The sequence below is a fragment of the Paenibacillus sp. AR247 genome, from assembly GCF_002968895.1.
Classification (GTDB): Bacteria; Bacillota; Bacilli; order Paenibacillales; family Paenibacillaceae; genus Paenibacillus_AQ; species Paenibacillus_AQ favisporus.
The window spans coordinates 1-13,084 of the sequence record NZ_PCZT01000025.1; the positions used below are offsets into that span (position 1 = coordinate 1).

Genomic DNA, 13,084 nt, shown 5'->3' on the forward strand with positions numbered 1-13,084 from the left:
CAATATCGTGGAAGCAGAAGAACTGCAGGTTCATTTGTCCAAAATTCGAAGCGGCTTCCACGCGGGCTTTGGCCTTGTCCATGCCGTCATATTTGTCCCAGCTGCGGACAGCGGTCTCTGTGCCGAACGGATCGGAACCGCCGGCTGTCAGCGTATGCCAGTAAGCCATCGCAAAGCGAAGATGCTCCTCCATCGTTTTGCCTGCTACCACTTCTTGCGGGTTATAGAATTTGAACGCGTACGGATTGGTCGAACGGCTTCCTTCATAAGCGATCTTCCCAACGTTCTCAAAATATGCCATGTATAATCCTCCTCAAAATTTGCTTGTCGCAAACGTTTACAGGAACATAGTAACACATTCGATCAACTTTGTATATTGGTTAAACAAAGTTTTTTTAAAAGGTGATTTCGGGTTGCTTTTTGCCGCGGTTGGCTCTAGACTAATTGATTATGTGCTAATGGGATTACTCGAAGGATGTGCGACATATATGAAAGTTACCGGGGACCAGGCTCTGGTCAAAAAAATAAACCGCTCGCTTGTGCTTCACACGATCCGCAAGCATTCCTCCACCCTCTCCAGAGCCCGGGTATCGGAAATGACCGGCCTTAACAAGGCGACCGTCTCCAATTTGGTAGCCGAGCTGTGCGAGCAGCAGCTGGTCACCGAAGTCGGGCCGGGCAAGTCCAGCGGCGGGCGCAAGCCGCTGCTGCTGCATTTTAACGCGATGGCCGGCACCGTCATCGGCATTGAGCTGCGGGTGAAGCAGCTGACGGCCGTGCTGTGCGATCTGGGAGGCAATGTACTGGAGGAGCTGGATCATGCGCTGGAGCGTCACGATCTGTCCTATGTGCTTGAGACAATGAAGAAGGTAATCTCCAGTCTTATGGAATTAGCACCGGACACGCCATACGGCACCGTCGGGATCGGGGTCGGCGTGCCCGGCATGGTGGATGAGAACGGGATCGTTCTATTTGCTCCCAACCTCGGCTGGGAAATGGTTCATTTGCGACAGCTGCTGGAGGAAGCCTTTTCGGTGCCTGTCACCATTGATAACGAGGCTAACGCCGGGGCGCAAGGCGAGCTGAACTTCGGGGCAGCAAAAGATGTGCGCCACCTGCTCTACATCAGTGCGGGCTCGGGTATCGGTTCCGGCATTATCATCGGCGGTGAGCTGTACAAGGGTGCACGGGGTTATGCCGGTGAGACCGGCCATATGTGCATCGAGGCCGACGGAAGGCCTTGCACCTGCGGAAGCCGAGGCTGCTGGGAGCTCTACGCATCGGAGAAAACGTACGATACGGCCGGCACTGCCTTGCCGGCCCACAATACGCCGGAGCTGGTGCGCCTGGCTGCCGAGGGAAACGAGGCTGCCCGGGAACAATTCACCCAGATGGGCAAATATTTGGGCATCGGCGTCACCAACCTCATCAACAGCTTCAATCCCGAGCTCATCGTGATCGGCGGGGCGCTGTCCGAAGCCCGGGATTGGCTGGCCGGGCCGATGCAGGCGGTCGTCGCGGAGCGGACGCTGCCTTACCATAAGCAGCAGCTCGAGATCACCTTCTCCCGGCTTGGCAGCCGGGGAACGATGATCGGCGCAGGCTTCGCCGCCGTCATGCATTTTCTCGGCCACGCGCGCGTCACGCTGTAACCGAAATATAGAAAAAGCCGGAGATCCAATAGATCTCCGGCTTTTATGTTATCCCAATCCAACAGCGAACATTCAGCTCGCCCTCAAGTTAAATGTTGACGCGCGCCGTGCAGAGGCATGTAAGAAGCTAATTTTATAATATCCAGATTACTCAAAAGCTCGTAAAATGGTGTCATATGGAGGTGGAGATGTTGAACAATAAAAACATGAAACTCAGGATTGGCTGGATTATTCCAAACGTTTTTATGTATCTTCTTTTTATAGGTGTTGGAACCTTTGTACTTATTAATGCAGATGGTCTAAGAGATATCCATCGACTTGGCATTTGGGTATTCATGCTGCTTCTTATACTATTTGCGGCCTTGTTTGGTTCATATCGAATTTGGACTTGGATAAAGCAAGGAAAAATATAGCATTAAAAAGGGAGCCTGCACGGACGGTACTCAACATCCCGATCCAACAGCGAGCCTTCGGCTCGCCACTAAGGTAGATGTTGACGCGCGTCCTGATCAGTCCCTTCATGGAAGCCCGCACGGACGGTCGCACCCACGCTCGTGGGTTCTCTCCCACACAACCACTCCAAAATAAAAAAAACGCCATCGGCGTTGTTTGTTTTAATTAATATGGAGCGGGTGATGGGAATCGAACCCACGCTATCAGCTTGGAAGGCTGAAGTTCTACCATTGAACTACACCCGCATATCACCTGTAAAAGCAAAGCCGCCAAGGCGAATCTCGTACTTTCTCAGGGTGAATGTCTAGTATCGGGATGACACGATTCGAACATGCGACCCCCTGGTCCCAAACCAGGTGCTCTACCAAGCTGAGCTACATCCCGTTGCATTCAAGATATATCATCTTGTGAAGACAAGAAATAATATACCACGGATGCCGCGGGATTGCAATACTTTTTTAATTCAGCAGAAAGGTCCGTTCGAAATCCTCAGGCGAAATCGGCTTGCTGAAATAGTAGCCTTGTCCCTCGTGACAGCGCTGCTCTTTCAAGAAATGGAGCTGCTCCTCATTCTCTACGCCTTCGGCCGTTACCTTGAGCTGCAGATGATGCGCCATCGATGCGATCGTGGAGACGATCGCCGCATCGTTATGGTCGCTCATCACTTCGTGGACGAAGGAACGGTCGATTTTTAGCCGGTCGATCGGCATGTTTTTCAAGTAATGCAGCGAGCTGTACCCCGTCCCGAAGTCATCGATACTGATGAAGACGCCGAGCTGCTTCAAGCGCCGAAGCTGGTCAAAGGCCGTTTCCTTGTCAAACGTCATGCTTTCCGTAATTTCCAGCTCGACGTACTTCGGATCCAAGCCGATTTCCTCCAGGATGGACCCGATGCGTTCAGCCAGCTGGGGCTGGAGAAACTGGCGCATGGATAGATTGATCGATACGCAGATCGGCTTATACCCCGCCTGCTGCCATTTTTTATTCTGCATGCACGCCGTGCGGAGAACCCATTCGCCAAGAGGAACAATCAGACCGCTTTCCTCTGCCAGCGGAATGAATTCGGCCGGCGAAATGAAACCCCGTTTCGGATGCCGCCAGCGCAGCAGCGCCTCCATGCCGACGATCTCGCTGCTCTCCAAATGAACGAGCGGCTGGTACTCCAGGTAAAACTCTTCCCGCTCGATCGCTTTACGCAGGTCGTTCTCCAGACGGAGCCGTTCCTTCGCCTTCATCTGCATGGATGGGACAAAGTGACGGACGTCGACTCCATAGTCTTTGGCATGATGAACGGCGGTGTCCGCATGCTGAATCAGCTCCTCGGCCGTGTCTCCGTCCTGCGGAAAGACCGCCATACCTGCGCAGAGCGTGATATGATAATCGTTTTCCTCGATGACGACGGGCTTTTCAAAGAGTTTCAGCAAATAGCGGATCCGCTCCATCCCCTCTTCCACGCCGGCAAGCGCAGGCAAAATGATAGCGAACTCATCGGCGCCCATACTGAACACTTCCTCCCTGGAGCGGGTATTCCGTTTGAGGCGGTCGCCGACAAGCTGCAGAATCCGGTCCCCCGCCTGATGCCCAAGAGAGTCATTGATATTTTTGAAGCGGTTGACGTTAAAAACGACGACCCCTGTCATTTCATGTCCCGCAGTTTTGATCTTACTGGAAATGCGCTGAGTCAACCGGCGTTTGTTCGGAAGTCCCGTCAGGTCATCATGGAACGCCAGATAGTTCATCCGCGCCTCCACCCGCTGTTGTTCCCGGAATGGATCCTCGATCGTCAGGCGGTAAACCCCTTTGAGCATCAGATAGTAAGCCACACCTCCGGAAAGGGTGCCAAGCAGGTAATTCCACTGGTATGTATGATTCGCCGTCATCATCAGCCCCTGTCCGAGAGCGGAGTAAATCAGTGCCCGGATAATAATAAGCAGCGATGGGGCCCGGTCCTTTCTGCCCCGGTACATGATCGATCCGATGCCAATCAGGCATACCGCAATGATCACCAGGTCCAAATATTTCTTCAGCAAATTAATGCTGCCATGGTTCATCAGCAAAGGAAGTTTCTGATGCCACAGGAAAAAGGCAAGCACACCAAATACGATCACGACCGACGTGATCATAAATGCGAAGCGTTTATGGGTAATCGACACCATCGTGTCTTTCAGATTATAAATCGACAGAAGCCCGAGGGCGCACGCCCCCTTGGAGATGATAAGCAGCCACATGGCATCGTCATGGTTTAATGCATAGCCGAATAGAGGAATTCCGAGCAAGCTGACCGTCTGCAAAAAGTCAAATACAGCCAGAGACAAAAACAGCGCAGCCGTATACAGCCTATGCCGCGACAGTTTGTGCGAAAATAACAGCCATCCCTGGGCGAACACGGCAAAGCTGACAGCCACGCTGCTCCAGCCGGCAAGGACATAAACCGTCTTGAACCAGCCGGCGCCATCATTACTGTATAAAAATGCAGTTTGAACGATCTGAACCGCAACAAAAAACAAGATTCCCACCAAGGCCGTCCTGATTGTTCGTCTTTTCTCTACTCTGGTATGCATGCAGTCCTCTGACCCCCGGGCTTTTTCTGAAATATTTATATATGAATTTCATGCTAAATAATTCCACGTTTATGCCGACATTCCTGCTAACATTAGACAATAATTTTGCATTGGGGCCATCGTTCGACATGTGTCGTTTTGCAAAAAATGAATCCTTATCCTCCTTCATCCGTATTGTAGATTATAATACCTAAGGGGTGTGGCATTGTATGATCATTACAACAACCGAAAATGTAGCCAATCATGAAATTATCGAGGTACTCGGCACCACGTTTGGAGTCGTCGTTAGAGCCAGAGGCATCGGCGGGGACATTATGGCTTCCCTCAAGGGCCTTGTCGGCGGCGAGGTGAAGCAGTACACCCAGATGATTGAGGATGCGCGGCGGCAAGCGGTGGACCGGATGGTGCAGAACGCGCATGCCATGGGCGGTGACGCCATCGTGATGATGCGCTTTGACAGCGGGGATATCGGCAATAACATGAGCGAAATTGTTGCCTACGGCACGGTCGTTAGAACCCGTCCTGTTAGCTGATGGGAGGTATGGTCATTATTCTGCTCATATACGCCTTGGAGCTGGTCGCTTTTCTGCTGCTGTTATGGGTAAGCTGGCGCTTCTTCGACAAGAGATACCGCCGCCGGGACGACAGCGGGGGCAGCAGGGACATCATGAACGGATCGTTTACGCCGACTTCGGAAGTATTTATTGACCCGAAAGACGGTCATAAATACCAGGTCTATTATAATCACCGTACCGGTGAACGCGAATATATCAGACTCGATTGAAGCCAAAAAAGGGCTGCCCGTACTTGTGACGGGCAGCCCTTTTTCCAATGAATCAAATGAAGCGGTTTACTTGTGTTTCGGATCAAAGTTGACTTCCGGAGTCGTCAGCTTGTCGTAGAAATCCACGTACTTGTCCTTATCCTCCGATGCCCGGAGCGCCATGGCGGAACGTGGATGCTCCCCCAACGTTCCCGTAACCATGTAAGGAATCAGGTAGCCCCATTCTTCCTTCTCACGAAGCGGAATCATCAGGCGTTCGATCAAATCCAGCACCGGACGAAGGTTGTAATGGGTATTTTTCAGATGGGTGACGAGCAGCTCGGTCGGGCAGTTGCCAGCCGCGCGGCCCATACCGTATACGGACGCATCCAGCAGCTCTACGCCCAGCTCCGCGGCGGTCAGCGTGTTGGAGAAGGCCAGCTGCATATTGTTATGCGTATGAACGCCAAGGCGCTTGTTCGGCAGGTGCTTCTTGAACTTCTCGACCAAGTACTCCATGTCCTTGTGGTCAAGGCTGCCATAGGAGTCGACGATGTAGACGACATCGACCACGCTCTCCCGGATCATTTCGAAGGCTTCCAGCAGCTCGTTCTCCATGACGTTGGACAAGGCCATAATATTCAGCGTCGTTTCGTAACCGCGTTCATGGAACGTCTGCACCAGCTCCAGCGCTTTATCCACGTCCTTGATGTAGCAAGCAACACGGATCAAATCCAGCATGCTCTCTTCGCGCGGCAAAATATCATTCTCATCGACACGGCCGATATCCACGAGGGCGGACAGCTTGGTTTTGCCCTTCTGGGGGATCACTTCACGCAGGAAGGAATCGTCCAAAAAGCGCCAAGGTCCGGCAGATTCGGCGCCCTTCAGCAGTTTGGGTGAATTTTTGTAGCCGATTTCCATATAGTCAACACCGGCCTCATTCAGTCCGGCGTATAAAGTTTGTACAAACTCGACGCTGAAGTCCCAGTTATTAACCAGTCCCCCATCGCGAATCGTGCAATCGACAATTTTACAAGGGTTCGTTTTCATCCAACAAGCTTCTCCTTCCGGCATAAAATTTATTCCTTCATCATACTTGAAGGTGACCAGAAAAGTAAAGGTTAATTGTCCGGACGGTTATGACTCCGAAATGACGGCATACGAAATAAAGCGGCTATCCCGCTCAGGATTCCGCTTTACGTTCATGGTCTTATGAGGATGCCGCTTGCGACAAAATCCACTCCAGCAGGGTCCGGACCATCACCCCGGTGCCTCCCTTGGGATTCACACCCCGCTCTTTTTGGGCGTAGGCCGTTCCGGCGATATCGAGATGAACCCACGGCAGCCCTTCGGCAAAGGTTCCGATAAACAGGCCTGCCGTAATCGCAGCCCCCCTGCCTCCGGTGCTGTTGCGAATGTCCGCCACGTCGCTTTTGAGCATATCCCAAAATTCCTTGTAAGCAGGAAGCGGCCATACTTTTTCACCGGATCTTTTCGAAGCGAGGATCAGCTCCTGGAGAAAAGTGTCATCGTTCGTTACCGCTCCAGTCGCCACGTCCCCTAAAGCCGTCACGACGGCGCCTGTGAGCGTCGCCACATCGATGAGACGGACCGCTCCGAGCTGTCTGGCATAAGTCATGCCATCGGCGAGCACCACTCTGCCTTCCGCATCGGTGTTCAGCACCTCGATCGTCCGCCCGCTGAACGACCGGATCACGTCCCCCGGCTTAAAGGCACCGCCTCCAGGCATGTTCTCGGCACTCGGAATGACAGCCACGACGTTCACCTTCGGCTTCAGCGTTCCAAGTGCGTTCATGACACCCAGCACCGCAGCGGCTCCGGCCATATCGCTGATCATCTCTTCCATGCCGAGCCGCTTCTTCAGAGAGATGCCCCCGGTATCGAACGTAATGCCTTTGCCGACAAGCCCTATAACGTCATCCCAGCTGTCCCTTCCTTGATACTTCATCACGATCATCCGCGGAGGTTGAATGCTCCCCTGGCCAACCGAGAGCAATCCACCCATGCCGAGCGCCTTTTGCTCTTCGACATCCAGCGTGTGTGATTCCATGCCATGCTTCCGGGCAATCCGCTGCGCATGCTTCGCCAGATCCTCTGGAACCAGCATATTTCCAGGGAGGTTCGTTAAATCCCGCGCCAAACAGGTAGCTTCGGCTGCCGCTTTCCCACGGACAATGCCTTGACGCCATTCTTCAGCTTCCCGGGGATCCGCGTTTCCTTTTCGAAAAAGCACCAGCTCTTTAATTCCATGGTACGTCGGATGGTTTCGTTTGTACTGCTTGATCCGGTATGCGCCCAGAATGAACCCTTCGGTCAGGGCCTGGGCAGCAGTTATCGTGTTCTGTTCCGCAGTAAATCGCATCATGGTCATCGGCACTTCCCATGCCAGGCTGTGGGCTTGGATTTTGAGCGCGGTTTTAGCCGCCTGGGCGGCAGCAAGCCTGAGTTCTTCAGAGGTCAGCGGACGTTCGCCGATCCCGAGTAGAATAACGGCGCGATGGCCGCTTGAATCAGGCACAGGCAGTGCGTGGATTTGATTGAAGGCAGCACCGAACAGGCGGCTGTCCCTGAGCTGCTGCACAATGGGTGCAAGACTGGGAGAAAGTGCGTTATCCTCAAAGTCCTTTTGGGAAACCATAACAACAAGCGCATCCATACTGAGCTGAGTAGCTTCCGTATGATCCTTCCATGTGACCGTAATATCTTGTCCTTCGGAAAACGGATGTCCATTCATCGGCGTCATCTTCCTTTGTCTTCAAGTTTTCGGACGATAGTCATATATATTATTCCACCGTTGTCCAAAGCAACTCCAAAGACAAAATGTTCCTGCTGTGCCGAATCAGGACATTTCAACGATCGGAAGCGAGATCACAAACTCTGTTCCCTTCCCTACTTTGCTGTCCACAGAAATATATCCCCGGTGATTCTTGATGATCCGGTAACTGACGGACAGACCAAGGCCTGTCCCGCTTTCCTTGGTCGTAAAGAAGGGATCAAATAAATGGCTCAGCGTGATATGATCCATACCCTTTCCGTTATCCGAAATACATATATTCACGTTTTTCTGGTCCTTGCGCGTGCGGATTTCAATCCTCCCGGTATGCTCATGTCCCTGATCAGCAATCGCATCCATGGCGTTTTTAATGATGTTGAGAATGACCTGCTTAATCTGCTTCACATCGACGGAAATATGAAGGGGCGTAGACTCATCGAGCAAAACAACCTCGCAGCCATTCATCAACGCTTCGCTCTCCGTAAGGAGAACGACTTCCTTCAGCAATGACGAAACCGGGATAACGGTCGTTTGCGGTGCAGATGGCTTGGACGAATTCAGAAATTCATAAATAATGTCGTTCGCCCGGTCGATCTCGGTCAATATAATGCGGGCATACTCGTCTTTTCCGAGCTTGGTCAAATGAGGTCTCAGCAGCTGAATGAATCCACGGATGGCCGTGAGCGGGTTGCGGATTTCGTGGGCGATCGATGCTGAAATTTTGCCGAGCATCGCCAGCTTGTCGTTTCGGTAGGCGGTTTGTTCGATCTGCTTGAAATCGGATACATCCTTGACACTAAATAAAAAATCACCGTCCATTTGATCGCCGTAGGTGACCGTAAGAAGCCACTGGCGTCCGGTTTCATCACTCAGCTCATGGTATCTTTTTCGGTGAAAAATGGTTTCGCGGTAAATACGCAATATTTTCTTCTTCTTATACCTGCTTAACTGGGGATGACGCAAAATTTGAAGCAAGGTTAGGCCAGTCAACGATTTACGGGAAATTTCCAACAACCTCGCCATTTGCACATTAATAAAGGTCAAAACGCCCTCACTGTCGAAAAGAATTACCCCACTGTCCAAGTGCTCCAAAATGTTCTCGTACTTGTTCTTCACAAGCTGCGTAGATTGAAACGCCTCCAGGGACTGCAACAACGTCTCTTGGATTTCGCTCACACGATGCCCCCCCTTTATAAGGAAATGACGGAATTGGCAAATCGTTAGCAGGCAGATATTCCATCTTTTGGCCAGTAATAAAGATTAGTTTAATCATAGACAAGCTCGCCGGAAAACTCAACAAGAGATACTGTACGAAAAAAGAAAAAATGGTCCCAGCCTGAAATTGATGGCCGTCAATCGGTGCTCCTTCTTAGCCGAAAGTCCCCGCTTATGTAGAAGTTTCTTCTGTAAAAATAAGGATGTCGTCTCTTGCGAAAGCGAATCTTAAAACAAAAGCATCAGACACAAAAATTTATTTTTGTACCTGATGCTATGTCATGACCGGGCGCTCAGCCGGGACGATTTCCGCCGATTCGACGGCAGGCCCGGGTATCCGATGAAATTTTATGATTTATGCTGAAGACGCAGCCGGCGCTGGCTCATGACCGCGAGTCTTTTCTTCAGCTCGCTCTGCCATTTCTCGTCTTGAATTTGCTTGGCGACCGTCAACAAATCAAGGGCCATGTCAATCTGGCTCTGAATGATGTCTTTCGGATCTTCCTTCTCACAGTTGACCACATTTTCAAAAATGGTCTCTTCGTCCTCAATCACATAATCCTGAAAGTCAATTTCTGCCGCCCCGTCACCATGCGCATATTCGGCCAAAATTTCGTATTCATTCTCAACCTTGTAATGAACCTCAACCCGGTGGCACACGGGACAGAACAACAGGGGAACATTATGGACTTGAGTGCGATAATGTTTAAGTGTGCCTTTCGTTCCAACCATACTTGCTCCGCAGCAATAACTCATTCCAGTTCACCCTCCTCTGGATTCCACCGTATTTCTTCATAATGTATTCGATTCCAAGCTCGACAATTCCTTTTTTTCGACCCTAACGGGACCCAAGTTTTATCATGTATGCCTGCTCTTTGGTTTTCTATATCGCCCTGTTCAAATCCTGCTAAATAGATCAGTTCATTCTATATTAATGCCAAAACAAGACGTTATGCCGCTCCTAGCCATATTTCAACTTCTCCGAGGCATTCTAAACCCAAAGCCACAGTTGATGAAAAACCCCCTTGGCCTGCATCAAGCAAGGCAAAGGGGGCTTGTCCGAATATTTAAAAATTAGTTGGTTACCAGATTTTTGTCGCCTGGTTTCCAGTTCATTGCGCACAATCCGCCGGATTGCAGCGCTTGGAGGACGCGAAGGGTTTCTTCCTTGTGGCTGTGAATGGAGTCCGTGCTCACACCCAGAATTTCAGCGTCAAGCGCTTTGAACTGCTCGTAAGCATCGCTCAGCGCAGTGATTTCCGTAGGGCATACGAAAGTGAAATCGAGTGGATAGAAGAAAAATACGAGCCATTTACCGCGATAGTCAGTCAGGCTTGCTTTGCTGAAATCCGTGCCGTCACCTGTTACAGTTTCCATCGTAAATTCAGGAGCCGGTTTACCTACTAAACGTTCTGCCATGTCAAAAATTCCTCCTTTAATATAAAGAACAACTGCTCTGTTCTAGATTAAGTATCGTATTGCATCCCAAGTGGAATCTACATTTCAAATGGTATCATTCGACGAAATCAAAGTCAAGATTATATAGGTTATTTATTTATAATAATTATAAATAAGAAAAAATCATGAACTTTTCAACGAATCTTCAGCAGACGGATGTGAAAAAAAGGGGCCACCAATCACCCGGCAGCACCCTTCCAAAAAAATCCCTTCATTTATATAGCGTTAAAACGACCTCAATATTACGTTGAAAATTACTTCTTCATCGCAGCCACGATCAGGTCGCCCATCTCCCGGGTGCCGATCGCCTTGCTCTTATCCACAGCGATGTCGCCTGTGCGGTGTCCGGCATTCAGCACGTCAGCCACAGCTGCTTCAATCGCGTCTGCCGCATCGCCGTATCCAAACGTGAGGCGGAACATCAGCGCCAGTGACAGAATCGTGGCGATCGGATTCGCCAGGTTCTGACCCGCGATATCCGGTGCGGAGCCGTGAACCGGCTCATACAAGCCGAACGCGCCTTCTCCCATCGAAGCGGACGACAGCATGCCGATTGACCCGGTCAGCATGGCGGCTTCGTCGCTCAAAATATCGCCAAACATGTTCTCCGTCACGATGACGTCGAAGCTGGCTGGCCGGCGCAGCAGCTGCATGGCGCAGTTGTCGACAAGCACATGCTCCAGCTCCACGTCCGGATAATCCGGAGCGACCCGGTTCACCACTTCACGCCACAGGCGGGAAGTTTCGAGCACGTTGGCCTTATCGACGGAAGCGAGCTTCTTGCGGCGCTTCTGGGCGATTTCAAAGGCTTGGCGCACGATCCGTTCCACTTCCGCCACATTGTACACGCAAGTGTCTACCGCTTCTTCGCCATGCTCGCCTTGGCGTCTCAGCTTGTCACCGAAGTAAATGCCGCCGGTCAGCTCCCGTACGACCATCAGGTCCGTGCCTTCCAGCACCTCAGGCTTCAGCGTCGATGCGTCCTTCAAGCAGTCGAACACCACGGCTGGACGCAGGTTGGAGAACAATCCGAGCGCCTTGCGGATACCGAGCAGGCCAGTCTCCGGACGGAGTTCCTTCGGATTATTGTCCCATTTTGGTCCGCCTACTGCGCCAAGCAGCACTGCGTCTGCATTTTTACATACCGCCAGCGTCTCTTCCGGAAGCGGGGTCCCCTTCTCGTCGATTGCGATTCCCCCGAACAGCGCATGCTCCGTTTCAAACGAATAGCCGAACAGTTCCTCCGTGCGCTTGAGCACTTTCTCCGCTTCTGCGACAACCTCCGGCCCGATGCCGTCCCCTGCGATTACTGCAATTTTTTTAACCTCTGCCATAATATCAGTCACTCCTTCAGGTACAGGTACCTCGTTTTCACTGTCCTAATTCTCTATATACTGTTGTAACACATGAAGGAGAGTATTGACCAAGATATAGAATCTATGACCTTAATAGTATTTTCCTATAAGCTGACCGAATGGATTAAATTATTCTATACCTGCCTTAACAAGGCACATTTCTTTTCCTGATTAATCCGGGTACAATGGTATTGTTTGGACTTATACCCTTCAATCGCAAAGGAGTTGAACGGATTCATGCAGTATACGTATTTGGGAAAATCGGGTTTAAAAGTGAGCCGCTTGTGCCTGGGAACGATGAACTTCGGTCCGGCGACGGACGAGAAGGAAGCGTTCCGCATCATGGACGCGGCGCTTGACGCCGGCGTTCAGTTTTTTGATACCGCTAACATTTACGGCTGGGGCGAAAATTCCGGCTTGACCGAAACCATTATCGGCCGCTGGTTCGCCCAGGGCGGCGGCCGCCGCGAAAAGGTGGTCCTCGCCACCAAGGTTCATGGCGACATGAGCGACCCGGCGGACGGTCCGAACGGGGCACGGGGCCTGTCCTCGTACAAAATCCGCAGACACCTGGAAGGATCGCTCCGGCGCCTGCAGACCGACCATATCGAGCTGTACCAAATGCACCATGTCGACCCGAACGTCACTTGGGACGAGCTGTGGGGCGCTTTTGAAATCGCGGCGAACCAGGGCAAAATCGGCTACGTCGGCTCCAGCAACTTTGCTGCCTGGCAGCTGGCCATCGCCCAAAGCGAAGCGAAGAACCGCCATTTCCTCGGCCTGGTGTCTGAGCAGCATAAATACAGCCTGAACTGCCGCCTTCCGGAGCT

The 13,084-nt window shown here is 51.6% G+C and carries 12 protein-coding genes, 2 tRNA genes and 1 pseudogene; 5 read left to right on the top strand and 10 right to left on the bottom strand.

The window, feature by feature from the left end:
• Window positions 1-301: pseudogene (locus CPT76_RS32565) on the bottom strand (xylose isomerase); the annotation flags it as partial.
• 187 nt (window positions 302-488) lie between these two features.
• Here CPT76_RS32565 and CPT76_RS32570 point away from each other — a divergent pair.
• Both CPT76_RS32570 and CPT76_RS32575 read left to right on the top strand, forming a co-directional pair.
• The gene (locus CPT76_RS32570) at window positions 489-1,652 is read left to right on the top strand and encodes an ROK family protein (RefSeq protein WP_105445847.1); all 1,164 of its coding nucleotides are present in this window, start codon (window positions 489-491) and stop codon (window positions 1,650-1,652) included.
• 188 nt (window positions 1,653-1,840) lie between these two features.
• Window positions 1,841-2,065: a hypothetical protein gene (locus CPT76_RS32575; protein ID WP_258169034.1), complete on the top strand. Its 225-nt coding sequence runs from the start codon at window positions 1,841-1,843 to the stop codon at window positions 2,063-2,065.
• 211 nt (window positions 2,066-2,276) lie between these two features.
• Here the strand turns inward: CPT76_RS32575 and CPT76_RS32580 are convergent.
• From CPT76_RS32580 to CPT76_RS32590, 3 genes are all read right to left on the bottom strand, one after another.
• A tRNA-Gly gene (locus tag CPT76_RS32580) sits at window positions 2,277-2,350 on the bottom strand.
• A 65-nt stretch (window positions 2,351-2,415) separates the two neighbouring features.
• A tRNA-Pro gene (locus tag CPT76_RS32585) sits at window positions 2,416-2,489 on the bottom strand.
• Between the two features lie 74 nt (window positions 2,490-2,563).
• On the bottom strand, window positions 2,564-4,621 hold the full coding sequence (locus tag CPT76_RS32590; protein ID WP_258169035.1) for a putative bifunctional diguanylate cyclase/phosphodiesterase: 2,058 nt from the start codon (window positions 4,619-4,621) through the stop codon (window positions 2,564-2,566).
• Window positions 4,622-4,875: 254 nt separating this feature from the next.
• Here CPT76_RS32590 and CPT76_RS32595 point away from each other — a divergent pair, with 254 nt between their 5' ends.
• On the top strand, window positions 4,876-5,199 hold the full coding sequence (locus CPT76_RS32595) for a YbjQ family protein (RefSeq protein ID WP_105445850.1): 324 nt from the start codon (window positions 4,876-4,878) through the stop codon (window positions 5,197-5,199).
• A gap of 8 nt (window positions 5,200-5,207) precedes the next feature.
• Complete coding sequence (locus tag CPT76_RS32600) at window positions 5,208-5,450, top strand: hypothetical protein (RefSeq protein WP_076173228.1); 243 nt, start codon at window positions 5,208-5,210, stop codon at window positions 5,448-5,450.
• A 66-nt stretch (window positions 5,451-5,516) separates the two neighbouring features.
• Here the strand turns inward: CPT76_RS32600 and CPT76_RS32605 are convergent, their stop codons facing one another.
• From CPT76_RS32605 to leuB, 6 genes are all read right to left on the bottom strand, one after another.
• Window positions 5,517-6,482, bottom strand: coding sequence for an aldolase catalytic domain-containing protein (locus tag CPT76_RS32605; protein ID WP_089545713.1), 966 nt, complete (start codon window positions 6,480-6,482; stop codon window positions 5,517-5,519).
• 160 nt (window positions 6,483-6,642) lie between these two features.
• Window positions 6,643-8,187 (bottom strand): leucyl aminopeptidase, encoded by a 1,545-nt coding sequence (locus CPT76_RS32610; protein WP_181153207.1) that lies wholly within the window; start codon window positions 8,185-8,187, stop codon window positions 6,643-6,645.
• Window positions 8,188-8,292: 105 nt separating this feature from the next.
• On the bottom strand, window positions 8,293-9,402 hold the full coding sequence (locus CPT76_RS32615; protein WP_076173230.1) for an ATP-binding protein: 1,110 nt from the start codon (window positions 9,400-9,402) through the stop codon (window positions 8,293-8,295).
• 387 nt (window positions 9,403-9,789) lie between these two features.
• The gene (locus tag CPT76_RS32620) at window positions 9,790-10,197 is read right to left on the bottom strand and encodes a hypothetical protein (protein ID WP_076173231.1); all 408 of its coding nucleotides are present in this window, start codon (window positions 10,195-10,197) and stop codon (window positions 9,790-9,792) included.
• A 318-nt stretch (window positions 10,198-10,515) separates the two neighbouring features.
• Window positions 10,516-10,860, bottom strand: coding sequence for a redoxin domain-containing protein (locus tag CPT76_RS32625; protein ID WP_105445851.1), 345 nt, complete (start codon window positions 10,858-10,860; stop codon window positions 10,516-10,518).
• A 293-nt stretch (window positions 10,861-11,153) separates the two neighbouring features.
• Window positions 11,154-12,233: a 3-isopropylmalate dehydrogenase gene (gene leuB, locus CPT76_RS32630; RefSeq protein ID WP_076173233.1), complete on the bottom strand. Its 1,080-nt coding sequence runs from the start codon at window positions 12,231-12,233 to the stop codon at window positions 11,154-11,156.
• A gap of 258 nt (window positions 12,234-12,491) precedes the next feature.
• Here leuB and CPT76_RS40955 point away from each other — a divergent pair.
• Window positions 12,492-13,084 (top strand): aldo/keto reductase (locus tag CPT76_RS40955; RefSeq protein ID WP_258169036.1); only part of this gene is annotated, 593 nt, incomplete at its 3' end.

Bases quoted from the DNA above. Each gene is read 5' to 3' on its own strand.
- CPT76_RS32595 (WP_105445850.1), top strand. From the start codon at position 4,876: ATGATCATTACAACAACCGAAAATGTAGCCAATCATGAAATTATCGAG.
- CPT76_RS32575 (WP_258169034.1), top strand. From the start codon at position 1,841: ATGTTGAACAATAAAAACATGAAACTCAGGATTGGCTGGATTATTCCA.
- CPT76_RS32605 (WP_089545713.1), bottom strand. From the start codon at position 6,482: ATGAAAACGAACCCTTGTAAAATTGTCGATTGCACGATTCGCGATGGG.
- CPT76_RS32570 (WP_105445847.1), top strand. From the start codon at position 489: ATGAAAGTTACCGGGGACCAGGCTCTGGTCAAAAAAATAAACCGCTCG.
- CPT76_RS32620 (WP_076173231.1), bottom strand. From the start codon at position 10,197: ATGAGTTATTGCTGCGGAGCAAGTATGGTTGGAACGAAAGGCACACTT.
- CPT76_RS32610 (WP_181153207.1), bottom strand. From the start codon at position 8,187: ATGAATGGACATCCGTTTTCCGAAGGACAAGATATTACGGTCACATGG.
- CPT76_RS32600 (WP_076173228.1), top strand. From the start codon at position 5,208: ATGGTCATTATTCTGCTCATATACGCCTTGGAGCTGGTCGCTTTTCTG.
- leuB (WP_076173233.1), bottom strand. From the start codon at position 12,233: ATGGCAGAGGTTAAAAAAATTGCAGTAATCGCAGGGGACGGCATCGGG.
- CPT76_RS32625 (WP_105445851.1), bottom strand. From the start codon at position 10,860: ATGGCAGAACGTTTAGTAGGTAAACCGGCTCCTGAATTTACGATGGAA.